Source organism: Azospirillum sp. TSO22-1, from assembly GCF_003116015.1.
In the GTDB taxonomy this organism is placed as follows: Bacteria; Pseudomonadota; Alphaproteobacteria; order Azospirillales; family Azospirillaceae; genus Azospirillum.
On sequence record NZ_LGQZ01000027.1, the window covers coordinates 150,959 to 173,522 of the forward strand.

At 70.6% G+C, this 22,564-nt stretch carries 24 protein-coding genes; 9 read left to right on the forward strand and 15 right to left on the reverse strand.

The window, feature by feature from the left end; genetic code table 11:
• The first annotated feature begins 50 nt into the window (after window positions 1-50).
• Complete coding sequence (locus tag TSO221_RS08180) at window positions 51-818, forward strand: class II glutamine amidotransferase (RefSeq protein ID WP_109117989.1); 768 nt, start codon at window positions 51-53, stop codon at window positions 816-818.
• Between the two features lie 76 nt (window positions 819-894).
• Here TSO221_RS08180 and TSO221_RS08185 read toward each other — a convergent pair whose 3' ends face one another.
• The 12 genes from TSO221_RS08185 to TSO221_RS08240 all read right to left on the reverse strand — a co-directional run bounded on the left by TSO221_RS08185 (window position 895) and on the right by TSO221_RS08240 (window position 9,563).
• Entirely contained in the window at window positions 895-1,740 is an 846-nt protein-coding gene (locus TSO221_RS08185; RefSeq protein ID WP_109117990.1) for an SIR2 family protein, read from the reverse strand.
• A gap of 154 nt (window positions 1,741-1,894) precedes the next feature.
• Window positions 1,895-3,058 (reverse strand): DegT/DnrJ/EryC1/StrS family aminotransferase, encoded by a 1,164-nt coding sequence (locus tag TSO221_RS08190; RefSeq protein WP_109117991.1) that lies wholly within the window; start codon window positions 3,056-3,058, stop codon window positions 1,895-1,897.
• A 4-nt stretch (window positions 3,059-3,062) separates the two neighbouring features.
• The gene (locus tag TSO221_RS08195) at window positions 3,063-3,341 is read right to left on the reverse strand and encodes a hypothetical protein (protein WP_109117992.1); all 279 of its coding nucleotides are present in this window, start codon (window positions 3,339-3,341) and stop codon (window positions 3,063-3,065) included.
• Between the two features lie 4 nt (window positions 3,342-3,345).
• The gene (gene nifT, locus TSO221_RS08200) at window positions 3,346-3,555 is read right to left on the reverse strand and encodes a putative nitrogen fixation protein NifT (protein ID WP_109117993.1); all 210 of its coding nucleotides are present in this window, start codon (window positions 3,553-3,555) and stop codon (window positions 3,346-3,348) included.
• A 30-nt stretch (window positions 3,556-3,585) separates the two neighbouring features.
• A complete protein-coding gene (locus TSO221_RS08205) occupies window positions 3,586-4,743 on the reverse strand; it encodes an aminotransferase class V-fold PLP-dependent enzyme (RefSeq protein ID WP_109117994.1) in 1,158 nt (385 codons plus the stop codon).
• Window positions 4,743-5,045, reverse strand: a complete 303-nt coding sequence (locus TSO221_RS08210) for a nitrogen fixation protein NifZ (protein ID WP_109117995.1) — start codon at window positions 5,043-5,045, stop codon at window positions 4,743-4,745. Before TSO221_RS08210 ends, TSO221_RS08205 begins: the two co-directional genes overlap by 1 nt.
• 14 nt (window positions 5,046-5,059) lie before the next feature.
• A complete protein-coding gene (locus tag TSO221_RS08215) occupies window positions 5,060-5,374 on the reverse strand; it encodes a nitrogen fixation protein NifZ (RefSeq protein WP_247877952.1) in 315 nt (104 codons plus the stop codon).
• Window positions 5,371-6,153, reverse strand: a complete 783-nt coding sequence (locus TSO221_RS08220; protein ID WP_109117996.1) for a 4Fe4S-binding leucine-rich repeat protein — start codon at window positions 6,151-6,153, stop codon at window positions 5,371-5,373. Before TSO221_RS08220 ends, TSO221_RS08215 begins: the two co-directional genes overlap by 4 nt.
• Window positions 6,150-6,668 (reverse strand): hypothetical protein, encoded by a 519-nt coding sequence (locus TSO221_RS08225; protein WP_109117997.1) that lies wholly within the window; start codon window positions 6,666-6,668, stop codon window positions 6,150-6,152. The genes TSO221_RS08220 and TSO221_RS08225 overlap by 4 nt, the downstream gene beginning before the upstream one ends.
• A gap of 75 nt (window positions 6,669-6,743) precedes the next feature.
• Window positions 6,744-6,935 carry a 4Fe-4S dicluster domain-containing protein gene (locus TSO221_RS08230; protein ID WP_109117998.1) on the reverse strand — a complete coding sequence of 64 codons (192 nt, stop codon included), beginning with the start codon at window positions 6,933-6,935 and terminating at the stop codon, window positions 6,744-6,746.
• A gap of 44 nt (window positions 6,936-6,979) precedes the next feature.
• On the reverse strand, window positions 6,980-8,530 hold the full coding sequence (gene nifB / locus TSO221_RS08235) for a nitrogenase cofactor biosynthesis protein NifB (RefSeq protein ID WP_109117999.1): 1,551 nt from the start codon (window positions 8,528-8,530) through the stop codon (window positions 6,980-6,982).
• Window positions 8,531-8,681: 151 nt separating this feature from the next.
• A complete protein-coding gene (locus tag TSO221_RS08240) occupies window positions 8,682-9,563 on the reverse strand; it encodes a LysR family transcriptional regulator (RefSeq protein ID WP_109118000.1) in 882 nt (293 codons plus the stop codon).
• A gap of 101 nt (window positions 9,564-9,664) precedes the next feature.
• On the opposite strand from TSO221_RS08240, the gene TSO221_RS08245 reads away from it, so the two are divergent.
• Window positions 9,665-9,868, forward strand: coding sequence for a DUF1127 domain-containing protein (locus TSO221_RS08245; RefSeq protein ID WP_109118001.1), 204 nt, complete (start codon window positions 9,665-9,667; stop codon window positions 9,866-9,868).
• Here TSO221_RS08245 and TSO221_RS08250 read toward each other — a convergent pair whose 3' ends face one another.
• The 3 genes from TSO221_RS08250 to nifA all read right to left on the reverse strand — a co-directional run bounded on the left by TSO221_RS08250 (window position 9,869) and on the right by nifA (window position 12,970).
• Window positions 9,869-10,759 (reverse strand): adenylate/guanylate cyclase domain-containing protein, encoded by an 891-nt coding sequence (locus tag TSO221_RS08250; RefSeq protein WP_109118002.1) that lies wholly within the window; start codon window positions 10,757-10,759, stop codon window positions 9,869-9,871.
• Between the two features lie 87 nt (window positions 10,760-10,846).
• Window positions 10,847-11,092, reverse strand: a complete 246-nt coding sequence (locus TSO221_RS08255) for a YdcH family protein (protein WP_158284027.1) — start codon at window positions 11,090-11,092, stop codon at window positions 10,847-10,849.
• Window positions 11,093-11,194: 102 nt separating this feature from the next.
• Window positions 11,195-12,970: a nif-specific transcriptional activator NifA gene (nifA, locus tag TSO221_RS08260; protein WP_199229412.1), complete on the reverse strand. Its 1,776-nt coding sequence runs from the start codon at window positions 12,968-12,970 to the stop codon at window positions 11,195-11,197.
• Between the two features lie 230 nt (window positions 12,971-13,200).
• On the opposite strand from nifA, the gene TSO221_RS08265 reads away from it, so the two are divergent.
• The 7 genes from TSO221_RS08265 (at window position 13,201) to TSO221_RS08295 (ending at window position 22,551) form a co-directional block, all read left to right on the forward strand.
• Window positions 13,201-13,869 carry a TetR/AcrR family transcriptional regulator gene (locus tag TSO221_RS08265; RefSeq protein ID WP_109118005.1) on the forward strand — a complete coding sequence of 223 codons (669 nt, stop codon included), beginning with the start codon at window positions 13,201-13,203 and terminating at the stop codon, window positions 13,867-13,869.
• Window positions 13,866-14,810 (forward strand): HlyD family efflux transporter periplasmic adaptor subunit, encoded by a 945-nt coding sequence (locus tag TSO221_RS08270; RefSeq protein ID WP_109118006.1) that lies wholly within the window; start codon window positions 13,866-13,868, stop codon window positions 14,808-14,810. Before TSO221_RS08265 ends, TSO221_RS08270 begins: the two co-directional genes overlap by 4 nt.
• Window positions 14,807-15,733: an ABC transporter ATP-binding protein gene (locus TSO221_RS08275; protein ID WP_109118007.1), complete on the forward strand. Its 927-nt coding sequence runs from the start codon at window positions 14,807-14,809 to the stop codon at window positions 15,731-15,733. Before TSO221_RS08270 ends, TSO221_RS08275 begins: the two co-directional genes overlap by 4 nt.
• A gap of 127 nt (window positions 15,734-15,860) precedes the next feature.
• Window positions 15,861-17,003 carry an ABC transporter permease gene (locus TSO221_RS08280; protein ID WP_109118008.1) on the forward strand — a complete coding sequence of 381 codons (1,143 nt, stop codon included), beginning with the start codon at window positions 15,861-15,863 and terminating at the stop codon, window positions 17,001-17,003.
• 352 nt (window positions 17,004-17,355) lie between these two features.
• Window positions 17,356-20,439 carry a patatin-like phospholipase family protein gene (locus TSO221_RS35900; RefSeq protein ID WP_247877953.1) on the forward strand — a complete coding sequence of 1,028 codons (3,084 nt, stop codon included), beginning with the start codon at window positions 17,356-17,358 and terminating at the stop codon, window positions 20,437-20,439.
• A gap of 115 nt (window positions 20,440-20,554) precedes the next feature.
• A complete protein-coding gene (mepA, locus tag TSO221_RS08290) occupies window positions 20,555-21,517 on the forward strand; it encodes a penicillin-insensitive murein endopeptidase (protein WP_109118009.1) in 963 nt (320 codons plus the stop codon).
• Between the two features lie 80 nt (window positions 21,518-21,597).
• Window positions 21,598-22,551 (forward strand): methyltransferase domain-containing protein, encoded by a 954-nt coding sequence (locus TSO221_RS08295; RefSeq protein WP_109118010.1) that lies wholly within the window; start codon window positions 21,598-21,600, stop codon window positions 22,549-22,551.
• The last annotated feature ends 13 nt before the right edge of the window (window positions 22,552-22,564 follow it).

The window sequence follows — 22,564 nt, forward strand, 5'->3', positions numbered from 1 at the left end:
TCGTACGTTGGGTTCGCGTCAACGACACGAACCCAACGGCAGGCGACACCATGTGCGAACTCCTGGGCATGAGCGCCAACGTGCCCACGGACATCTGCTTCAGCTTCACCGGGCTGATGAACCGCGGCGGCCGCACCGGGCCGCACCGCGACGGCTGGGGCATCGCCTTCTACGAGGGCAAGGGCTGCCGCACCTTCCACGACCCGGCGCCCAGCTGTGAGTCCGAGATCGCCCGGCTGCTGCGCGAGTACCCCATCAAGTCATGCGTGGTGATCTCGCACATCCGCCGCGCCAACCGCGGCCGGGTGGCGCTGGAGAACACCCACCCCTACACCCGCGAGCTGTGGGGCCGCGTCTGGACCTTCGCGCACAACGGCCAGCTCAAGGGCATCAAGAAGCTCCCGCTGTCCTTCTACCGGCCGGTCGGCACCACCGACAGCGAGCACGCCTTCTGCTGGCTGCTGGGCCGCATCCGCGAGGCGTTCCCGGAGCCGCCGAAGCGCGCGTCGGCGCTGTCGGCGCTGGTGCGCGAACTGGCGGGGGGGCTGAACGGGCTGGGCGTGTTCAACATGCTGCTGTCGGACGGCGGGCACCTGTGGTGCCACTGCTCGACCAACCTGGCGTGGCTGACCCGCAAGGCGCCGTTCGGCCCGGCGACCCTGCTGGACGAGGACATGACGGTGGACTTCGAGAAGGAGACGACGCCCAACGACGTCGTCACCGTGATCGCCACCCGGCCGCTGACGCGGGACGAGGCGTGGACGGTGATGCGGCCCGGGGAGATGGTGGTGTTCCGTGACGGGATGAGGGTTGGGTAGGGCATTGCCCCCACCCCATCCCTCCCCCGCTGGGCGGGGGGGGCAGAGCGGGGGAGGGTTAGGGTGGGGGTAAGGCTTACGCGATCGCCGCGCCCAGCCGCGCCACCGCCTCGTCCAGGGGCAGGTCGATGCGGGCGATGTTGTGCTGCTCCAGGAAGCGCGCCTCGTTCTTCGACAGCTCGCCCTCGATCACCGCCCAGTGCCGGTCGGAGGAGCGCTTGGCGATCTGCCGGGCAAAGGTGCGCTGGATCTCCGCGTCGAAGCGGCAGCCGAGGTACAGGAAATGCTTGCCAGCGCGGCGCTGCTGCACCACCGGCGGGATCGGCGACTGGATGTCGATCTCGGTCAGCACCTCGACGAAGTCGGAATCCGAGATCAGGTAGTTGCCGGCCGGCGACACGCTGCCCGACGGCTTGTAGAGGATGGTCTGCCAGCCGGCGGCGGCCTCCGCGTCCACCTCGCTGCCGTCCGGGGCGTAGTGTCTGACCCACTCCCCGGTCGACTGCGGGTGCGACAGGCCCTGGATCTGGCCCCAAGTGCGGTCGGCCTTGTCGGACAGCAGCGCCTCCAGAACGCCGTCGTACCAGACGTCGACGATCAGCTCCGGTGCCGGCAGCGTCGCCAGCCACGCGTGCACCGGGGTGGGGGCGACCTCGGCGCGGAATATCTCGGTGAGGATGGATTCCAGCGTCTTGCGGTGCCGCCGGCTCTCGATGTACTGCGCGACCGCCGTCAGGTTGGAGCGGATGCGGCCCGGCGCCGCCACCTTGGCGTTCAGGCGCTGCACAAGCTCCGCCGAGTTGCGCGGGATCGGGCACTCCGGCAGCAGCGCGAAGCAGCCCGGCCCGACGTAGGGGACGACCGTGCGCGCCCGGAGCGCGGCGGCGATGTCGGCGAGGGCGTCGGTGGTGGTCGTGGTCATGCGTGCTCGATCCTCTCGTTTTACCCTCTCCCGCCCCGGGAGAGGGAGGGGCCCGCTCGGAACGAGCGGGAGGGTGAGGGTGCGTACAAGGATCCTTGCCTTTACCCTCACCCGGCCGCTGCGCGGCCACCCTCTCCCGGGGCGGGAGAGGGAGTTAATAGATCGCCGCGCCCGCGCCGGTGTTGACGGTGGCATCCTTCAGCGTGTCGACCATGAAGGCGATCTGGTCGGCGGTGATGCTCCGGTGCAGCGGCAGCGCCAGCGCGCGGTCGGCGGTCTTCTGGCAGACCGGGCAGTCGGCCCGGCTATAGCCGCGCTCGGCATAGTGTTGCTGGCTGTACAGCGGCTGGCCGTAGTCGGACGCCTCGATGTCGTGCTGGTCGAGGTCCTCCAGGATTGCCTTGCGGCCGCTGGCGGTGAAGCGGGTGCCGAGGTGCACGGCGTACACCATGGGGTGCACCGTCTCCGCCCCCGGACCCTTGTAGGGCGGCTTGATGCCCTCGAACGAGGCCATGGCGGCCTCGTAGAGGGCGACCACCGCGGCGCGGCGCTCCAGGATCTCCGGCAGGCGCTCCAGCTGCACGAGGGCCAGCGCGGCGTTCAGGTTGCTCATCCCGGCCTGCCAGGGCAGGCGGCGGGTGATGCCGACGGTGTAGCGGTGCTCGGCCTCGCGGGTGCGCAGGTAGCGCAGCTCATGCGCCAGCGCGCCGTCGTCGGTTACCACCATGCCGCCACCGCCGGCCAGCAGCACGCCGGGCTCGGAGAAGTCGAAGATCGAGCAGGCGCCGAAGCTGCCCACCGGACGGCCCTTGTAGGTGGAGCCGATGGCCTCGCTGGAATCCTCGATGAGGATCAGGCCGTGTTTGGCGGCGAGCGCGGTCAACTCGTCCCAGTGCGCCGGGTGGCCGTTGACGTTGCCGGCGACGATGGCCTTGGTGGCGGGCGTGACCTTGGCCGCCGCCTTCTCCGGGTTCAGCGTGTGCTGCCAGTAGTCGATGTCGACGAACACCGGCGTCGCGCCCGACAGCGCCACCGCCTGCTGCACCTGGTGCCAGCCGTAGGGGGAGCACAGCACCTCGTCCCCCGGACCGATGCCCTGGGCGCGCAGCGCCAGCAGCAGCGCCAGCGTGCCGCTCGCCACCGCCACCGCGTGCGCGCGGCCGACATAACCGGCGAAGGCGCGCTCGAACGCCTCGGTCATGCGGCCGTCGTTCAGCGGGCCGGAGGTGAGCACCCGGCCGAGCACCGCCACCTCGGCGGCGGAGATGTCGGGATCGACGAGCGGGATGAAGCCGGTGTCGGCGGAACCGTCTGGCATGCGGCTACTCCTCGTCGTGCTCGGCGATGACGACGCCGGTGGCGCTCTCCGGCTTTTCCGTGATGGTCCAGCAGTGGCCGGAGCCGTCCACCAGGAAGAGGTCGAAGCGCGCCTCCTCGCGGTAGGGATCCTCGGCCATGATGGAGGCGAAGGTGCCGGTGACCGTCAGGCCGGGGCTGGCCTCCTTGACCGCCTGCACCACCGCCTTCACCGGTTGCCCCGCGGCGAAGCCGCGGCTGGCGATGGCGACGACTTCCTCGATGCGCTCCGACGACAGGGCCATGGCGTCACTCCGATCCCAGCTTCTTGGCTTCGACGGTGATGGGCAGGCGGGTGTCCGGCGGCAGGTCCGGCAGCTCCAGCGTCCAGCCGTTGGCGATCTTCGCCCAGCCGCCCCACAGGGTCGGCTTCTCCATGGCGACGATCGGCTCCTCCAAGTCCTTCTTGGCGACGTAGATCGTGTACTGCTCGCCGGACTTGCGGACCATCACCTTCATCAGACGCACTCCTGTTCGTGTTCGTTGTCGTTATGCGGCGGCGCGGGCGAGCAGCGGGGGCAGGGCGGACAGAACCGCCTCCACGTCCGCTTGCGTCGTGTCGCGGCCCAGGGAAAAACGCAGGGAAGCCGCCGCCTCCGCCGCCGACAGGCCCATGGCCGTCAGCACGTGGCTGGGCTTGGTGCCGCCCGCCGCGCAGGCGGCCCCCATGGAGACCTGGATTCCGGCGGCGTCCAGGCGCATCAGCAGCTCCTCGGCGTCCATCGGGCGCCCGTCCGGGCCGGCGAAGTGGATGTTGCTGGTGTTGGGCAGGCGCTCGGCGGCGGCGCCGTTGACGCGGCTGCCCGGCCAGTGCTCCAGGATGCCGCGCTCCAGCGCGTTGCGCAGCACCGCCAGGGAGGCCGGCGCGCAGGCGGCGATGGCCTGCTGCGCCAGCAGGGCGGCGACGCCGAAGCCGACGATGGCCGGCACGTTCTCGGTGCCGCCGCGCCGGCCGCGCTCCTGGCTGCCGTGCAGCAGCGGCGCCAGCGGCGTGCCCTTGCGGACGTAGAGCGCGCCGGCACCCTTCGGCCCGTGCAGCTTGTGCGCCGACAGTGTCAGCAAGTCGACACCGGCAGCGATCACGTCCACCGGCACCCGGCCGGCGGCCTGCACCGCGTCGGTGTGGAACAGGGCGCCGCGCGCCTGGGCGATGTCGGCGGCCGGGGCGACCGGCATCAGCACGCCGGTCTCGTTGTTCGCCCACATCATGGAGACCAGAGCGGTGGTGTCGTCCACCACTGCGCGCAGGTCATTGAGCGACACCCGCCCGGCGCCGTCCACCGGCAGCACGCTGACCCGCCAGCCCTGGCGCTCCAGATCGGCGAACAGCAGCAGGCTGGCCGGATGCTCGACCGCCGTGGTGACGACGTGGCGGCGCGCCGGGTCGCCCTCGGCGACGGCGCGCAGCGTGCCGAGGATCGCCAGATGGTTCGCCTCGGTGGCCGAGGCGGTGAAGACGATCTCCGCGGTCTTGGCCCCGACCAGCCCCGCCACCGCGCCGCGCGCCTCGCCGACCGCCTGCTTCGCCGCCATGCCGGCCGCATGCGGGCTGGACGGGTTGGCGAAGCGGGCGCCGAGGAAGGGCAGCATCGCCTCCAGCGCCTCGGGCGCCAGCGGCGTGGTGGCGTTGTGGTCGAGGTAGGCCATCAGCCCATCACCCCCGGTTTCGGCAGGCGCGTCGCGTGGGTGGCGGCCAGTTCCTCCTCCAGGCAGCCGATCAGCACGCCGCCGGGGAACTCGACGAGGTAGACCGGCACCGGCGGCTCGCCGGCGTGGCCGACGCGGACGACCTCGCCCGGCGTGCCCTTCGGGGCGAGCAGCGCGCCCTCCGCCGCGTGCGGGTGGCTGCCGTCGTTGTACAGGTCCTCGGCGGCGGTGATGCGCATGCCCCAGTCGAAGATCGGCTCGCGCGGCGGCAGGAAGGCGGGCTTGGCGGCGGCTTCGGTCATGGCGGGCTCTCCGTTCACTTCGGGGCGTTGAGGGAGCCATCGACGAGGTCGAGTTCCTTGGCGCGCATGCCGACGATCATGCGCCGCTCGTAGAAGTCGATCCCGTAGATGTAGTACATCTGAAGGTAGGTCCCGACCGACTGCACGTAGCCGACGTCGCCGGCGTGGATCAGCACCTCGCCGGCCGGGCGGCCGGGGTAGGTGCCGTCGTTGCGCACGTCGCGCAGCGCCACCACCTTGTCGCCCAGCTCGAACTCCGGGGGCTCGATCAGTTCGACCACGTCGTCGTGGCAGCGGCGGGAGGAGGCGCGCAGCGCGGTCATGGTCATGGCTCACCTGTCTCGGTGGGGATGGCGGGGGCCGCCTCGGCGGCAAGGCGTTCGAGGGCGACGCTGCGCACCTCGTCCACCGGGTCGTGGGTCAGCGGCTCCAGGTCGTCGGAGGCGATGCGGCTGGCGACGGCGTAGCGCACGCACCAGTCCGGGTCGCGCGCCAGGGCGGCCAGCTTCTCGGGGGGCAGGCGCTGGGCGACGGCGATGCGCACGCGGGCGCTGTCGTCCCAGGCCATGCTCATCAGCCACTCCAGGCCGACGCGGCGCGCCACCTCCAGCCGCACCTCGGAGTCCTCGTCGTGCATCATGGCGGGCAGCATGCCCTCCGGCACGCGGCGGGCGACCCGCAGGCGCACGCCGTAGTCGGGGTCGCGCATCATCGGGGCGAGGTCGGCCTCTTCCAGCCGCGAGGCGACGGCGATGCGCACCTCGCGGTCGGAGTCGCCGCGCATCCGCAGCAGCAGACGGCGCGGCAGGCGGCGGGCGACGCTGGTGCGCACCGTTTCGTCCGGGTCGTCCATCAGCCGGGTGATCAGGAAGATCGGTGCCACCCGGGCGGCGATGGCGCGCACCTCGAAGTAGGGGTGGTCGAGGAATTCCGCCGCGCGGTCCTGGTTCCACTCGAGGAAGCGCTGGATGCGCTTGGCGTAGCGGTCGTGGATGCAGGCGCGCAGCGGTTCGCAGCGGCCCTGGGCCAGCAACTCGGCGTGCGGGCAGGCGGCGCAGTCCACCGGGCGGCCGAGCCAGTCGAAGGCGGCGTCGATGTCGTCGCTCATTCCTCGTCCTCCTCCAGCCGGCCGATGCGGTCGACGAGGTCGAGCAGGCGGCCGGCGGCCATGCGGTCGGCGCTGTCCAGCGCGCGCACCTTGCCGAGGGACAGGCGCGCCTCCTCGAAACGGCGCAGGCGGAGTTGCAGGTAGCCGACGGCGGTCAGCGCGAAGAGGAAGAGGCGGGGCGGCGGCTCCAGCGAGCCGAAGTCGGCGTGCGCCGGCGTCACGTCGCGCCAGTCCGGCGTGTTCAGGCCGAGGCCGGCCAGCGCGTGGACGACCATGCGCTGGGCGTACTCCAGCGCCTCGACCAGATTGGCCTTGTAGAAATGGAACTTGTAGAAGCCGAGATCGACCAGGCGGTGGCCGGGGGCGACGAGCGCGGCGTGCGCGAGGAACCCCTCGGCCGTCGCGGTGTCGGCGAAGTGCGCGGCCGCCAAGTGCAGGCAGCGCTCCGCCTCCGCGGGCAGGTCGCCGCCGTAGTACCGGCGCGACAGCCAAGTGTCATCCAGCTCCGCCAGCATGGACGTCCCCGGGTCGGGGGTGGGTGGGGTCCTCCGGCCCTCCCGCGGGTGCGGGAGGGCGCGGGGGCAGGGGGGTCAGGCCGGGACGCAGCAGTCGGCCGGGCAGACCGAGGCGCACTGCGGGCTCGAGAACTGGCCGTTGCACTCGGTGCAGGTGGCCGGATCGATCACGTAGGTGCCCTTCTTGAAGCTGATGGCGTTGTTCGGGCACTCGGCCTCGCAGGCGCCGCAGGCGGTGCACTCGGCACCCTTGATCTTGTAGGCCATGGTCGGGGTCTCCTCTCGTGTGGTCGTGGTGCAGGTGAGGGTAATCAGGCCCGTCGGGCGACCGGCTCGGCCGGGCGGAGGACGGCGTCGCGGCCGGTACGGGATTGCACCGCACCTTGCGCCGCACGCTCGGCGTGCGCCTTGAAGTAGGTCAATGCCGACTCCTCGATGTAATCGAAGGCGAAGCCGTCCACCGGCTCGATGCCGGCCTTCGAGAGCTTCTCCTTCGGGCAGGCGCCGATCTTGGCGACGAACACCGCGGTGCAGTCGCCGATGGCGTTGAGGACCATCTCCAGCGCGTCCTCGTCGCCGGAGCCGCCCTCGCAGTAGGTGTCGACGCGGCGGTGGCCGACGAACTTGGCGCCCGACGTGCCGACCTCGTAGATCTGGAACTCGGTGGCGTGGCCGAAGTGCTCGTTGATGCGCTCGCCGCCCTTGGTGGCGACGGCGATCAGGATGGGGGCGACGTCGGCGGCGACGCTCTCCGCCACCTCCTCGCGGGCGGCGGCCTTGGAGGCGTGGCGCTCGGCGCGCTCGACCTCGACGTGCTCGCGGTACAGGCGGCGGGCCTCGTCGTCGGTGTTGACCGCGATGGCCTCGACCTTGTCGGCGGTGAACTCGCCGCCGCGGTCCTCGCCCAGCAGGCCGACGGCGTCGGCGCGGCACTGGCGGCAGTGGCGCATCAGCTTCAGGTCGCCCTCGCACTGGTCCTGCAGCGCCTTCAGTTCCTGCGCGGTGGGGCCGCGCTGGCCGGTCAGGCCGAAGTGGGTGCCGTGCGCCGGGTCGGAGATCAGCGGCATGATGTTGTGCAGGAAGGCGCCGCGCTCGCGCACCGCCTTGTTGACCTCGACGAGGTGCTGGTCGTTGACGCCGGGGATCATCACCGAGTTGACCTTCACCAGGATGCCGGCCGAGGTCAGCGCCTCCAGGCCCTCCATCTGGCGCTCGTGCAGGATCTGCGCGGCGTCGCGGCCGGTCCAGCGCTTGTGGTCGTAGAAGATCCAGGGGTAGATGCGCTCGCCGACCTCCGCATCGACCATGTTGATGGTGATCGTCACGTGGTCGATGTTCATGCCCTTGATGCGCTCGACGTGGTCGGGCAGCGCCAGGCCGTTGGTGGACAGGCAGAGCTTGATGTCCGGCGCCGACTTCGCAATGAGATCGAAGGTGCGGAAGGTGTTGTTGCCCTGAGCGGCCAGGCTGTCGCCCGGGCCGGCGATGCCGACGACGGAGAGCTGCGGCACCTCCTGCGCCACCGCCAGCACCTTTTTGGCGGCCTGTTCGGGGGTGAGCTTCTCCGACACCACGCCGGGGCGGCTCTCGTTCGAGCAGTCGTACTTGCGGTTGCAGTAGTTGCACTGGATGTTGCAGGCCGGCGCCACGGCGACGTGCATGCGGGCGAAGTAGTGGTGCGCCTCCTCGCTGTAGCAGGGATGGTTCTTCACCTTCTCCCAGACGTCGGCGGGCAGGTCGCTCGGCCCCGACGACGAGCCGCAGGACGACGACGCGCACCCGGATGCCCCCTTGGAGGTCAAGGCGGCGGACTTCAGCTCGCCCACGCCCAGGATGCCGTCCAGCGAAACCACGTTGCTCATGACCAGCTCCTTGTCGCCCGTGTTGGACGGCTGGAGAAAAGCAAGGAGCGGGCCAGAGTGGAATATTGTGTTATTTCAATTGGTTGCTTGATTTCGGCGCGTGTCGGCTATGCGACAAAGCGACGGTGATGTCAGGGATGCGACACGGGTGTCAGGCCGTCGCCAGCGTCCGCAGCGCCGCGCGCGCCAGATCCAGCACCGGGTCGTGCGGCTGGCCCTGGCGCTGGATGATGGCGAGGCGGATGACCAGGGGCGGGTCCAGCGGCCGGGTTTCCATGCGGCCGGCGGCATCCGCGACGATGTCCGGCATCATGATGGAGGCGCCCAGCCCGGCCTCCACCATGGAGCGGATGGCGGTGAAGCTGCCGAGTTCCATGATCGGCTTCGGCCGGACGCCGCCGGCCTCGAACCACGCCGTGGTGGACAGGGCCACCCGGCTGCGCCGTTCGTCGAGGATGAGCGGGAAGCGGGCGACGTCCTGCGGCGTGACCGCGTCGGGAAGCGGCGTGCCCGCCGGGAAGACGGCGAGGGCGGCGTCCTGGCGCAGCAGCTCGACGTCCAGCCCGCGGTCGTCCACCGGCAGGGTGACCACCGCCAGATCGAAGTCGTTGGCCAGCAGGCGGCGGGCGATGTCCTCCGCGGTGCCGACGGCGACGGTGACCTCCAGGTCCGGGCGGGTGGCGCGCAGGCGCTTGAGCACCACCGGCAGCAGGTAGGTGGCGAACGACAGGCCCGCCCCCAGCCGCACCCGGCCGAGCGCGCCCTCGCGGTGGCGGCGCATCGCCTCCAGCGCGGCGTCGATCTCCGCGGCGATGCGGCGGGCGTGCACCACCAGCGTCTCCCCGGCCGCGGTCGGCGCGGTGCGGCGGCCGAGGCGTTCCAGCAGCGGCACGCCGGTGCGTGCCTCCAGCTCGCGGATCTGCAGGCTGATCGCCGGCTGCGTCAGGTTGAGCCGCCGCGCCGCGGCCGACAGGCTGCCGGTCTCGACCACCGCCAGGAAGGTGCGGAGCTGGTCCGGATTGAGGCTGCGCATGGCGTGAACTTAAAGAATTTCTTTGAGAAGATACAAGAAGTCCAAATTTGCCTTATGGAATGCGGCTTGGCAAGCTTCCTCCCGGCAGACAGGAGGACGCCATGACCAGCACCCGTTTCCTTCCCAAGGCAAGCGCTCCGGCCACCCCGGCGTGGATCGCGGCGGCGGCGGCCACCCTGAAGGCCTGGGCCGGGCGTCGGCGGCAGCGCCGCGCCCTGGCGCTGCTCGACCAGCGGCTGCTCAAGGACGTCGGGCTGAGCGCCGAGGACGCGGCGGAGGAAAGCCGGAAGCCGTTCTGGCGCTGATCACGCCAGCTCGCAGCGGAACGCCGCGACGTGGTCCTGGCCGTCGTGCTCCGGCTCGGCGCCGAAGCCGATCAGGCCGGTGCCGACCAGCTTGGTGGAATCGCGCTTCAGCGCGACGGGCAGCGAATCGCCGCTGCGGACGAAGGTGCCGTTGGTCGAGTGGTCGGTGAGGATGAAGCTTTCGCGGCTGAAGTCGACCACCGCGTGCTGGCGCGAGGTACGGCGCGACAGGATGCGCAGCGCGCTGCTCTCCTCGCGGCCGACGCTCAGGCGGCGCTGCCCGGCGTCCACCGTGAAGACCGCGCCCCGGTAGGCGAGGTGCAGGGTCAGCCGGCTCTGCGCCGACAGCTCGGGGAGCGAGGACGCCGCCACCGTCAAGCTGTCGGTCGGCTCGTCCGCCACCTCGGCGAGGCAGAGCTGATGGATGCGCAGCGGCACCGTCTTGCCCTTGACCGAGATGTTGTTGAGCAGCTTGGTGCGCCGCTTCAGGCCTTCGGAGACCAGCAGCACGAAATCCTCGGTGGCGAGGATCTCGCTGGGCTTGGCCAGCGCCTCGACCCGGGCGCAGACGTTGCAGGCGTCGCCGTAGAGATCCTCGGTGCGCTGCACCACCGGGCCGAAGTGCAGGCCGACGCGCAGCTGCAGGCGGAAGGCCGCCTGACTCTCCACCATGGTGATGGCGGCCCAGCCGGCCTCCTCGGCGGTCGGGAAGGCGCCGAGCAGGCCGTCGCCGAGCATCTTGATGACCTGCCCGCGCTTGCCCTCGATCACCAGGCGCAGGTGGCGCAGCATCTTCTGCGTCAGCGCGGCGGCCTCGACGTTGCCCATTCGCTCGTAGAGCTGCGTGGAATCCGCGATGTCCACGAACAGGATGGCGAGGGGAGTTTCCATGCGGGGGCGCCGGTCGGCCTCGGGTGGGCATGCCTAGACGCTGAATAGCATGGAACGAGGCCGCCGGCCCAGGGGGAATGGCGGCGGTTACGCCGGTTGCCACGCCTTCAGCATGCCCTCCAGCTGTTCCTTCATGGCGAGCCGGCGGCGCTTCAGCGCCGCGAAGTGCTCGTCGGTGATCGGCAGGCCGTTCTCCTCGGCCGTCAGGATCTCCTTGTCGAGGGCGGCGTACTCGCCCTCCAGCGTGCGGAAGTTCTCGTTGGTGGCGCGGATCGACGCCAGCTTGCCGCGATATTCGGGGAATTCGCCTTCCAGGTCGTGACGTTGCAGCATGGCATGGTCTCCTTCGTTCGGACCTTGGATGGGTCGAGCGTAGGAGCCTCGCACAGCCGGATGCAACCGCACGGAGGTGGACATACGGTCGCAGGGCGGTGCTTAGAACCGCTTGATCTCGATGTCGTACTTGCGCAGGGCGTAGCTCACCTGACGGGTCGTCATGCCGAGCAGGCGGGCCGCCTTGGCCTGCACCCAGCCGGTGCGCTCCATCGCCCACAGCAGGCGGTCGCGCAGCGAGCCGGACTCCGGCTCCTCCGCCAGGGCCTCGGCGGCCTCGGCGGGGTCCGGCGCGGGGATGCTCGGCGGCGCGGCGTGTGCGGACGGGGCGCTGGGACAGGCGGCGCAGCCGGACGGCGCGGTGGAGGGCAGGATCGGCGGCAGCGCCGGGGCGGTCGCCGGCATCGCCTTCGCCGGGGGCGGGGCGGGGGACGGTGCGGCGGCGCTGTGCGCCGCGTGCACCGCGGTGGCCGGGGCGAGGCCGCCGACCGCCGAGCCCATGGTGCTGTACTGGAACAGGATCGACGAGTTGCACAGGTTCATGGCGCAGGACAGGTCGACGGCGCGGATGATGCCGTCGCGGCTCTGCGTCGCCGCGCGCTCGATGCAGTTCTCCAGTTCGCGCACGTTGCCGGGCCACGGGCAGCGGTTCAGCACGTCCTGCGCCTCGTTCGCCAGCGCCAGGGTCAGCCCGTTGTCCTTGTTGAACTTGGCGACGAAGTGCTTGGCCAGGGCGCCGATGTCGTCGCGCCGCTCGCGCAGCGGCGGCAGGAAGATGCTGACCACGTTGATGCGGAAGTAGAGGTCGGCGCGGAACTTGCCCTTGCCCACCGCCTCTTCCAGGTTGAGGTTGGTGGCGCAGATCAGGCGCACGTCGGTCTTGATAGTGCGCGAGCCGCCGACCCGCTCGAACTCCTGCTCCTGCAGCACGCGCAGCAGCTTTGCCTGGAAGTTGGGCGAGATGTCGCCGATCTCGTCGAGGAACAGCGTGCCGCCGGACGCCAGCTCGAAGCGGCCCTTGTGGTCCTTCTGGGCGCCGGTGAAGGCGCCCTTCTCGTGGCCGAACAGCTCGGATTCCAGCAGCGTCTCGGGCAGCGCCGCGCAGTTCACGCGGATGAACGGGTTGTCCTTGCGCGGGCTGAGGTTGTGGATGGCGCGGGCGATCAGCTCCTTGCCGGTGCCGCTCTCGCCGCGGATCAGCACGGTCGACTTGAACGGCGCCACGCGGTGCACCTGGGCCAGCACGTCGGTCATCGCCGGGCTGGTGCACACCACGTCGGCGATCGGGGGTGCGGCGCGCAGTTCCTTCTGCACGCGGAAGGTCTCGCGCATCATGAAGCGGCGCTCCTCGGCCACCGTGCGGTGCAGCCGCACCGTCTGGCCGATCAGGTTCGCCACCATGGTCAGGAAGCGCACGTCGGTGCCGAAATGCGTGGTCGGGCCGTCGTCGCTGATGCGGTCGATGGTCAGCACGCCGATGACGCTGCCGGCCGCCTTGATCGGCACGCCGACCAGGGAGGCCACCTGCTCCTCCAGGTCGTCGCGGCCGCCGGTGCGGTTGAGGAACAGCGGCTCGTCGGCCAGGTTCGGCACCACCGCGGGCATGGCGGTCTTGAGGATGCGGCCGATGATGCCCTCGCCCTCGCGGAACTCGACCTGGCCGGCCTGCTCGTTCGACAGGCCGTTGGCGGCGACCAGCCGCATGACGGCGTCCTCGCCCAGCAGGTAGATCCGGCCGCGGTGCATCTGGAGCTGGTAGGAGAGCAGCCGCAGCACCTCCCGCAGGGTCTGCTGCAGGTCCAGGGACGAGCCCAGGATCTTGCTCACCTCGTAGATCGCCAGCAGTTCCAGGTTCGACGCGGCGTGCCGTGCGGACATGGGCGGCATCCTTTCACTACCCGCTACCCGGTTCCGCATATGCAATCACGGTGCCGCCGGCGAAACCCGTGCGTTTTCTGGGACCTTCGCCGCTCCTCCATGCGGGTACGGCATGGCACTGCCCGCCCGCGCGCCGTTCTGCCGCCTTCGTGTGCACTGCTCGGAGGGACTGGCGCGTCGGCGTGCACTGTGATAAATAACTGACTGGTCAGTTATCAAATGAGGCCGCCATGGCCGACGATCCGCTTCCCGAATCCGGGACTCCGCCGCGCTGGCGCCGCCGCAAGGAGGCGCGCCCGCAGGAGATCGTCGCCGCCGCGCTGGACGTCTTCACCGAACGCGGCTTCGCGGCGACGCGGCTGGAGGAGATCGCGGCGCGCGCCGGGATCAGCAAGGGCACGCTGTACCTGTACTTTCCGAACAAGGAGGAGCTGTTCAAGGCGGTGGTCCGCTCGGCCATCGTGCCGAACCTGGAGATGGCGGAGCATCTGCTGCACGACTTCCCCGGCCCCTCCATGGAGATCCTGGCGCAGTTGCTGGAGGGCATAGGCGGGCGGATCATGGCCACGAAGGTCGGCGGCATCCCCAAGCTGATGATCGCCGAGGCCGGCAACTTTCCCGACCTCGCCCGCTTCTACCTGGACGAGGTGATCAACCGCGGCTTCCGCGTCATCGGCGCGGTGATCGAGCGCGGCGTCGCCCGCGGCGAGTTCCGCCCGGTGAACGTCGCCCACACGGTGCGGCTGGTGATCGCGCCGGTGCTGATGATCGCCGTCTGGCGCTCCTCCTTCGAGCCGGTGGAGGGCAAGCCGCTCGACGTCCGCGGCCTGCTCGCCGAGCACCTCGACCATCTGCGCCGGGCCTTGCAGCCGGAGGGCCCCGGGGGAGACGAAGCATGAGCTGGATCAGCGAGACGCTGGCGGCACTGGCCGTAACCTTGGGCCTGACGTCGGCGCCGGCCGGGCACCGGATCCAGGGCTACGTGGAGGGCGAGTACCTCCGCGTCGCCGGCCCCGTCGCCGCGACACTGGAGACGCTGGCCGTGGCGCGGGGGCAGACGGTGACGGCCGGCGCGCCGCTGTTTGCGCTCGACCGCACGGCGGCGCTGGCCGAGCGGGCCCGGCTGGCCGCGGCGGTGGCGCAGGCGCGCTCGCAGCTGGCCGACCTGCTGCTCGGCCGGCGGCCGGAGGAGCTGGCGGTGATCGAGGCGCAGAAGAATCAGGCCGAGGCCAGCCTGCGCTACACCGAATCCGAGCTGAAGCGGCAGGAGGAACTGGTGCGCGCCCGCGTCAGTTCGCCGGAGAAGCTGGAATCGGCGCGCAGCGCCTTCGAGCGCGACCGCGCCCGGTTGGCCGAGCTGACCGCGCAGCTCGCCGTCAGCCGTCTGCCGGCGCGGCCCGACCAGATCCAGGCGGCGCAGGGCGCCGTCGCCATGGCCGAGGCGGCGCTGGCGCAGCAGGAGCGGCGGCTGTCGGAGATGGCGCCCGCGGCGCCGGCCGACGCGTTGGTGGACGACACGCTGTACAACCCGGGGGAGTGGGTGCCGGCCGGCTCGCCGGTGGTGTCGCTGCTGCCGCCGGGGCGGGTGAAGGTGATCGCCTTCGTGCCGGAGCCGCTGATGGCGCGGGTGAAGCCCGGCGACCCCGTGGCGCTGCGTTGCGACGGCTGCCCGGCCGGGCTGGCGGCGCGGGTGACCTTCGTGGCGTCGCGGGCCGAGTACACGCCTCCGGTGATCTACAGCGTCGGCAGCCGCGAGAAGCTGGTCTTCCGCATCGAGGCGAAGCCGGAGGACGGGGTGGGGCTCAATCCGGGGCTGCCGGTGGACGTGGACCTGCCATGAACGCCGACCTCGCCATCGACGTCCGCGGCCTTGTCAAGCGTTTCGGCGCCAAGACGGTGGTGGACGACTTTTCGATCCAGGTGGCGCGCGGCGAGATCTACGGCTTCCTCGGCCCCAACGGCTCGGGTAAGACGACGACCATCCGCATGCTGTGCGGCCTGCTCACCCCCGACGCCGGGGAGGGCACCTGCCTCGGCCTCGACATCCGCACGCAGAGCGCCGCCATCAAGCGGCAGGTCGGCTACATGACCCAGAAGTTCAGCTTCTGGGAGGACCTCAGCATCGCCGAGAACCTCGACTTCGTCGCCCGCATGTACGGCATGCCGGACCGCAGGCGCCGCGTCGCCGAGGCGCTCGACCGGCTCGGCCTGACCAACCGGCGGAGCCAGCTGGCCGGTGATCTGTCGGGCGGCTGGAAGCAGCGGGTGGCGCTGGCCGCCTGCATCCTGCACGACCCCAAGCTGCTGCTGCTCGACGAGCCCACCGCCGGCGTCGATCCCAAGGCGCGCCGCGAGTTCTGGGACGAGATCCACGATCTGGCGCACGCCGGCCTGACCGTGCTGGTCAGCACCCACTACATGGACGAGGCCGAGCGCTGCCACCGCATCGCCTACATCGCCTACGGCAAGCTGATGACCCGCGGCACGGTGGAGGAGGTGATCGCCGGCTCGCGCCTGCGCACCTGGGCAATCTCCGGCCCGGACGTCGGCCGCGTGGCGGACGACCTGGAGGGCAAGCCCGGCGTGGAGATGGTGGCGGTCTTCGGTGCCCGCCTGCACGTCAGCGGTACCGACGAGGCCGCGGTGCGGGCGGCGCTGGAGCCTTGGACGCGGACGCCGGGCGTCCAGGTGAGCGTGGTGGAGCCGACGCTGGAGGACGTCTTCATCCACCTGATGAACCAGAGCACGGACAACTTCCGATGACGCGCGCACTTGCCCCCACCCCCGACCCCTCCCCCGCTTCGCAGGGGAGGGGAGCACGCGGCGGAGTTCCCTCCCCTGCGCAGCGGGGGAGGGCTAGGGTGGGGGCAAGCGAGGGCGGAGGCGTTCCATGCTGACCGGCACCCGCTTCTCCCCCCGCCGCTTCGTCGCGGTGATGGTGAAGGAGTTCATCCAGATGCGGCGGGACCGGCTGACCTTCGCCATGATGGTCGCCATCCCGATCATGCAGCTGATCCTGTTCGGCTTCGCCATCAACTCCGACCCCAAGCGCCTGCCGGCCGCCGTGCTGGCCGCCGACGAGGGGCCGTTCGCCCGCACGCTGGTCGCCGCCATGGCCAACTCCGGCTATTTCGCCATGACCCGCGCCGTCCGCTCCGAGGCCGAGCTGGACGAGCTGCTGTCCGAGGGCCGCGTGCAGTTCGCCGTCACCATCCCCGCCGGCTTCGGCCGCGACCTGCAGCGCGGCACCCGCCCGGTGCTGCTGGTGGAGGCCGACGCCACCGACCCGGCCGCCACCTCCAACGCGCTGGGCGCCCTCAACCAGATCGCCCGCAACGCGCTCGACCGCGACCTCAGCGGGCCGCTGGCGACTCTGCGCGCCACCCCCGACCCCGTCGAGCTGCGTGTCCACCGCCGCTACAACCCGGAGGGCATCACCCAGTACAACGTGGTGCCGGGGCTGATGGGGACGATCCTCACCATGACCATGGTGATGATGACGTCCCTGGCCGTCACCCGGGAACGCGAGCGCGGCACCATGGAGAACCTGCTGGCCATGCCGGTCCGCCCGTTCGAGGTGATGCTGGGCAAGATCCTGCCCTACATCGGCGTCGGCTACGTGCAGGTGGTGATCATCGTGGCGGCGGCGCGGCTGCTGTTCGGTGTGCCCGTCGTCGGCAGCCTGACGCTGCTGTCGGTGGTGATGATCCTGTTCATCGCCGCCAACCTGGCGGTCGGCTTCACCTTCTCGACGGTGGCGAAGAACCAGCTGCAGGCGATGCAGATGTCGTTCTTCTTCTTCCTGCCGTCGATGCTGCTGTCCGGCTTCATGTTCCCGTTCCGTGGCATGCCGGAGTGGGCGCAGGCGATCGGCGAGGTGCTGCCGCTGACGCACTTCCTGCGCATCGTCCGCGGCATCCTGCTGAAGGGCAACGGCCTGTCCGACATCCTGGGCGAGCTGGGGCCGCTGACCGCCTTTCTGGTGGTGGTCACGGTGATCGCGTTGAAGCGCTACCGCCAAACGCTGGACTGAGCGGGAATATTATGTCGGTGATAACGCCCTGCGGGCGGGCGAATGCCATGATATGTCTTGAATAAGCTATATTTTTCGGGATAGTTTACAACTCCAAATTATCATTTCATCCTCGATTTTCAAGATGCGGCGTGACTGCACCGGAGCGATCTTCGCGTTCCGGGCGAGGGTCTTCTTTTGGCTTTCGCAGCGGATCTCTTGGGGGCGCCGACGGCAAGGGGAGGGTGGCATGGCGAACGCGGCACGGCCTGGTCCTTCACGCCTGCGGGACGCGGTCGGCAAGAGCATCGATGGGACCAACAAGCTTCTGCTCAGGCCGGCGGCCGGACAGACCCCGCCTGAGAGCACGCCCATGGCGGAATACAAGGCGCTGTTCGACGAATACCGGGAGATCTGGGGACGGTCGGCCGCGCTTGACGCCGCCGAGGAGCGCGTGAAGGCGCAGGCCGCCACGATGGACCCGACCGAGCGCAGCCGGTGCGAGCACGACGCGGTGGATCATTACCGTGCCGCGGTCGCCGAACGTGCCAAGGTGGGGACGCCGCAGGCCGCGCTGTGCCTGTCCGGCGGCGGCATCCGCAGCGCGGCCTTCGCGCTCGGCGTCATCCAGGGGCTGGCGCGCGAGGGGCTGCTGACGCAGTTCCATTACCTGTCGACGGTGTCCGGCGGCGGGTACATCGGCGGCTGGCTGTCCCGCTGGATCCGGGACGAGATGCTCGGGGGGAGGACGCCCCGCGAAGCCGTGCGCCAGGTCGAGGCCGAGCTGTCCACCAGCGGGGCGGTGGAACCGCCGGCGCTGAAGCGCCTGCGGGAGCTGACCAACTTCCTGACGCCGGAGGTCGGCGCCGCGTCGGTGGACACCTGGACCGGCGTGGTGCTGTACATCCGCAACGTGCTGCTGAACTGGGGGGTGTTCCTGCCGGCGCTGATGTGCGCCGCCCTCCTGCCGAACCTGGTCGCCCGCGGCATGGACGGGCTGGAGGGAGCGCGCGGCGGGGCGCCGCTCGCCCTCTCGGTCCTGCTCCTGCTTGTCGGGCTCGCGGCCTATGCCGCCGGCCTGTACCGGGCGTGCCGGTACCTGCCGAGCCATCGGATCGGCGGGCCGCCGTTGCAGCCGCCGCGCGGCACCGCGCTCGAACCGAAGGGCAGGGCGCACGTCGTCATCATCTCCTGCGCCATGGTCTGGGCGTTCGCCTGCGCGCTGTTCCTGGGATCGGTGTCCGGCACCAACTGGTTTGGGGCGGCCGTCGTCGATCTGCCGTCGGTCCTTCCCGGCGCGTCGTGGGTGGCGGACCGGTGCGCGTCCTTCAAGTGCCTGACGATGCCGTCGAAGGACGCCATTGCGGCGGCGGGGGTGACCCTGCCGCCTTTGCTGACGCCGGACGGCCCCGACCCGCGCGGTCCGTTGGCGGTGTGGCTGGGCGTGCTGACCTGGTGCGCGTCGATGGCCGCCTATCTGGCGGCGTGGTGGCGTGCGCGCGGCGAGGACCCGGGGGCGTTCCGCTCCTGGAACCTGCTGTCCTGGACGCTGTCGTCGGTGTTCGGTGCGCTCCTGCTGACCGGCGGGTGCCTGGTCCTGTGGCGGGTCGGCCCGGTGTGGCAGTTCGACGCGCTGGCGGCCCTGGGGCCGGTGTGGGTGGCCGTCGCCTGCCTGGCGCAGGCGTCGCTGCACAGCGGGATCCGCCGGCAGCGGCCGGACGGCGACGATGACCGGGAATGGATCGCGCGGGTCAGCGCGGTGTGCCTGCAACTGACCGCCGCGTGGGGGCTGCTCGCGGCGGCGTGCCTGCTGCTGCCCCGCTTCCTGTGGGACGGGCAGACCACGCTGGCGTGGAGCAGCAGCGCCGTGGCCGCCGCGTCCACGCTGTTCTCCGCGTTCGGCGGCAGCAGCGCCTGGTCGAAAGCCGGCAAGGTGATGACGCTGTGCGGTGCGTCGCTCAAGATCGCGCTGTCGGTGGCGGCGGCCGTGGGCATCGCCGGGCTGCTGGCGCTGTTCAGCCGGCTGCAGGTCAATGTCCTGATCGGCTGGCTGGGCGATGCCGACGCGCAGGCGCTGTGGCAGGACAAGCTGTTCGGTTCCCTGGTGCTCCTCGCCGCCTTCATGGCGGGGCTGGCCGCCCTCATGTCCTACCGGGTGGGCGTCAACCGCTTCTCCATGCACGGCTTCTACCGCAACCGTCTGGCGCGCGCCTTCCTGGGCTCGGCGCACGAGGGGCGCGAGCCGCATCCGTTCACCGGCTTCGACAGCGGCGACAACCCGCGCATGTGGGAACTGGCGACCGAGGCGAACACGCCGCCCCGGGATGACGACCATCCGCGGCGGGTCCTCTTCCCCGTGGTCAACGTCGCGCTGAACCTGACCAAGAGCACCCGGCTCGCCTGGCAGGAGCGCAAGGCGATGTCGTTCACCATCACCCCGCTGGCCTGCGGCAGCGCCGACCTGCAGCCCCGCACGCCGGAGCACGGGCTGAGCCTGAAGGAACTGCGGGATCCCATGGCCTGCCGCAGCGGCGCCTATGTCTCGTCGAAGGTCTACGGCGGGCCGGAGATTCCCGACGATTCCTGGCAGTACGCCACGCCGCCCGGCAACGGCGCGCCCGGGAATTCGTTCACCGCGTCGCCGCCGGGCATCAGTCTGGCGACGGCCATGACGCTCTCCGGCGCCGCGGCCAGCCCGAACATGGGCTACCACTCGACCAAGGCGACGGCGTTCCTGATGACGCTGTTCAACGTGCGCCTCGGCGCCTGGCTGCCCAACCCGGCCTATGCGGTCCGCGAGTTGTGGACGAAGCCCGAGCCGCGCTTCGGGCTGGTGCCCATGCTCGACGAACTGGCCGGCCAGGCGGACGAGCGCGGGCCGTACGTCTACCTCTCCGACGGCGGGCACTTCGACAACCTGGGCATCTACGAGATGGTGCGGCGGCGCTGCCGGCTGATCCTGGTCAGCGACGCCGGCTGCGACCCGGCCTGCGGGTTCGAGGATCTCGGCAACGCCGTCCGCAAATGCATGATCGACCAGAACGTCGGCATCGAGTTCCAGCCGGTGCGCATCGCCGCGCGCGGCAAGGACGACAAGGCCGACAAGGACGCCGTCGCCTTCGCCGTCGGCACCATCCGCTACCCCGAGGGTGGCAAGGGCATGATCCTCTACATCAAGCCGACCTACCTGCCGGACCTGCCGCTCGACGTGCAGGCCTATGCCCTGGCCAACAAGGATTTCCCGCACCAGAGCACCGGCGACCAGTGGTTCAGCGAGTCGCAGTTCGAAAGCTACCGCGGGCTGGGCCTGGAGACCATGAAACAGCTGTTCAAGGGCAAGCCGACCGGCACGCTGGACCAGTTCTTCGGCGCGTTCGCCGCGCCGTCGTCCGCCCCGCCGCCGCCGAACGGAGGCCTCGCGGCCAAGCTGAAGATCGTCGATGTCGCCGGTCCGTGAAACAAGGGCCCAAGACAAGCACCCGTGACAAATGCGCCCGTCTCCCGCGAACGCTACGTTTCGTTAAGAACCATTAAGTTTAAATCCGCCTATCGCGTTCGGCGGGGGATAGGCGATGCGGCGGATGCTCGGCGGGTTGCTGGTGGTGGTGTGCGCGCTGGCCCTCACCGCGGGAGACGCCGACGCGAAGCCGCGCAAGCACCGTCATGGAAAGAAGGCGGTCGCCTCGCGGGTGATCGCCAACAAGGGCTACAACCCGATCGCCTGGAGCCGCACCGACGGTCCGGCGCAGGGAGCGGCGCAGGCCATCGGCGGCTACGCGGCGGGATGCCTGTCGGGTGGCATGGCGCTGCCGGGCGAGGGCACTGGATACCAGGTGATCCGCCTGTCGCGGCAGCGCAACTACGGCCACCCGGCGCTGGTGGAGTTCCTCAGGGGCTTCGGCCAGAAGGTGGCGACGGCCGGGCTGGGAACCGCGCTGATCGGCGACATGTCGCAGGCGCGCGGCGGGCCGATGAGCTTCGGCCACGCCAGCCACCAGATCGGCCTGGACGCCGACGTCTGGCTGCGCCTCGACCTGCCGCCCATGGGCCGCGCCGCGCGCGAGCACCTGGAGGAGATCAAGTACGTCGATTACGACGACCGCCGCGTCACCGGGGACTGGTCGGCGAAGCAGGCGGAGATGATCCGCATCGCCGCCAGCGACCCGCGCGTGTCGCGCATCTTCGTCAGCCCGGCCATCAAGCGGGAGTTGTGCGTCAGGGAGTGGAAGAGCCGCGACTGGCTGGGCAAGCTGCGCCCCTGGCACGGCCACGACGGCCACATGCATGTCCGCCTGAGCTGCCCGCCGGGCAGCCCGCAGTGCGAGGAGCAGCGCGAGCGGCCGGACGGCGACGGCTGCGACGACGACCTGCAGGGCTGGCTGCGCCGCGCGGTGCCGGTGACCGAGACCCCGCCCGAGCGGGCGCGCCCGCGCAACCCGCACCTGCCGTCCGCCTGTCAGGCGGTGCTGCGCTCGGGCGGAACCCGCATCGCCGCCGCCCCGGCAACGAAGGTCGGTGCGACAACTATTGATTAGCCTTGGGCGGGGGCGTTACGATAACGTCAGCATCGTATCGTACTCACCCCTGGATCAAGCGCGCCGGAGCGCGCCGTGCGATGACCGACAAGACCGAGCCTGGTGACGCTCCGCACCTCAAGCTGAAGACCCGCCTGCACGCGTGGTGGGAGGGCTATGACCTTGCCGGGCTGAAGCGGCGCAAGGGCGAGGACCCGGCCGAGTCCGCTCCCGCTGCGACGGCCAAGCCGGCCGGCAAGCCGCCGGAGGCCGGGCAGAACCGCTGGGGCAAGCCGCTGTGGAACGCCACCCGAATCGAGGTGGCGGAGCGGCTGTGGGGCAAGGGTTTCAGCACGCCGGGCGGAACCGAGCACATCTCCTATCTGGTCAAGCCGATGGGCCTCAACCCGGCGATGAGCGCGCTCGACCTCTCGGCCGGCCTGGGCGGCGCCAGCCGCACCATGGCGCAGCAGTTCGGCTGCTGGGTGACCGGGCTGGAGGCCTCGCCGCTGCTCGCCAAGGCGGGGATGGAGCGCTCGCACATGGCCGGGCTCGACAAGCGCGCGCCCATCGAGGGCTACGACCCCGAGCGCTTCAGCTTCCCCAAGCGGGTCGACGGCATCGTCTACAAGGAGGGCCTGTTCACCGTCCGCGACAAGGACCAGATGTTCGACGGCATCGAGGCGTCCCTGAAGCCGCGCGGCCACCTGCTGATCACCGACTACATCCTCGGCCCCAAGCCGAATCGCGGGTTGGTCGCCGCCTGGGCCGAGCACGAGCCGCTGGAACCCAACCTGTGGTCGCTGGAGCAGATGCAGAACGCCTTCGCCCAGCGCAACCTCGACCTGCGCATCGCCGAGGACATCACCGACACCCACCGCCACCTGATCCTCACCGCGCTGCAGGGCTTCACCCAGGTGCTGGAGCAGTACTCCCTGGCGCACGACACCAAGGTGGCGGTGATGGACGAGATCGAACTGTGGGCGCGGCGCGTGTCGGCGCTCGACAACGGGCTGCGCTGCTACCGGTTCTACGCGCTGAAGCCGGCCGAGTAGGGGAGTCGCCGGC

Excerpts from the sequence above, each read along its gene's own strand:
- TSO221_RS08180 (WP_109117989.1), top strand. The coding sequence starts at position 51 with ATGTGCGAACTCCTGGGCATGAGCGCCAACGTGCCCACGGACATCTGC.
- TSO221_RS08185 (WP_109117990.1), bottom strand. The coding sequence starts at position 1,740 with ATGACCACGACCACCACCGACGCCCTCGCCGACATCGCCGCCGCGCTC.
- TSO221_RS08190 (WP_109117991.1), bottom strand. The coding sequence starts at position 3,058 with ATGCCAGACGGTTCCGCCGACACCGGCTTCATCCCGCTCGTCGATCCC.
- TSO221_RS08195 (WP_109117992.1), bottom strand. The coding sequence starts at position 3,341 with ATGGCCCTGTCGTCGGAGCGCATCGAGGAAGTCGTCGCCATCGCCAGC.
- nifT (WP_109117993.1), bottom strand. The coding sequence starts at position 3,555 with ATGAAGGTGATGGTCCGCAAGTCCGGCGAGCAGTACACGATCTACGTC.
- TSO221_RS08205 (WP_109117994.1), bottom strand. The coding sequence starts at position 4,743 with ATGGCCTACCTCGACCACAACGCCACCACGCCGCTGGCGCCCGAGGCG.
- TSO221_RS08210 (WP_109117995.1), bottom strand. The coding sequence starts at position 5,045 with ATGACCGAAGCCGCCGCCAAGCCCGCCTTCCTGCCGCCGCGCGAGCCG.
- TSO221_RS08215 (WP_247877952.1), bottom strand. The coding sequence starts at position 5,374 with ATGACCATGACCGCGCTGCGCGCCTCCTCCCGCCGCTGCCACGACGAC.
- TSO221_RS08220 (WP_109117996.1), bottom strand. The coding sequence starts at position 6,153 with ATGAGCGACGACATCGACGCCGCCTTCGACTGGCTCGGCCGCCCGGTG.
- TSO221_RS08225 (WP_109117997.1), bottom strand. The coding sequence starts at position 6,668 with ATGCTGGCGGAGCTGGATGACACTTGGCTGTCGCGCCGGTACTACGGC.
- TSO221_RS08230 (WP_109117998.1), bottom strand. The coding sequence starts at position 6,935 with ATGGCCTACAAGATCAAGGGTGCCGAGTGCACCGCCTGCGGCGCCTGC.
- nifB (WP_109117999.1), bottom strand. The coding sequence starts at position 8,530 with ATGAGCAACGTGGTTTCGCTGGACGGCATCCTGGGCGTGGGCGAGCTG.
- TSO221_RS08240 (WP_109118000.1), bottom strand. The coding sequence starts at position 9,563 with ATGCGCAGCCTCAATCCGGACCAGCTCCGCACCTTCCTGGCGGTGGTC.
- TSO221_RS08245 (WP_109118001.1), top strand. The coding sequence starts at position 9,665 with ATGACCAGCACCCGTTTCCTTCCCAAGGCAAGCGCTCCGGCCACCCCG.
- TSO221_RS08250 (WP_109118002.1), bottom strand. The coding sequence starts at position 10,759 with ATGGAAACTCCCCTCGCCATCCTGTTCGTGGACATCGCGGATTCCACG.
- TSO221_RS08255 (WP_158284027.1), bottom strand. The coding sequence starts at position 11,092 with ATGCTGCAACGTCACGACCTGGAAGGCGAATTCCCCGAATATCGCGGC.
- nifA (WP_199229412.1), bottom strand. The coding sequence starts at position 12,970 with ATGTCCGCACGGCACGCCGCGTCGAACCTGGAACTGCTGGCGATCTAC.
- TSO221_RS08265 (WP_109118005.1), top strand. The coding sequence starts at position 13,201 with ATGGCCGACGATCCGCTTCCCGAATCCGGGACTCCGCCGCGCTGGCGC.
- TSO221_RS08270 (WP_109118006.1), top strand. The coding sequence starts at position 13,866 with ATGAGCTGGATCAGCGAGACGCTGGCGGCACTGGCCGTAACCTTGGGC.
- TSO221_RS08275 (WP_109118007.1), top strand. The coding sequence starts at position 14,807 with ATGAACGCCGACCTCGCCATCGACGTCCGCGGCCTTGTCAAGCGTTTC.
- TSO221_RS08280 (WP_109118008.1), top strand. The coding sequence starts at position 15,861 with ATGCTGACCGGCACCCGCTTCTCCCCCCGCCGCTTCGTCGCGGTGATG.
- TSO221_RS35900 (WP_247877953.1), top strand. The coding sequence starts at position 17,356 with ATGGCGGAATACAAGGCGCTGTTCGACGAATACCGGGAGATCTGGGGA.
- mepA (WP_109118009.1), top strand. The coding sequence starts at position 20,555 with ATGCGGCGGATGCTCGGCGGGTTGCTGGTGGTGGTGTGCGCGCTGGCC.
- TSO221_RS08295 (WP_109118010.1), top strand. The coding sequence starts at position 21,598 with ATGACCGACAAGACCGAGCCTGGTGACGCTCCGCACCTCAAGCTGAAG.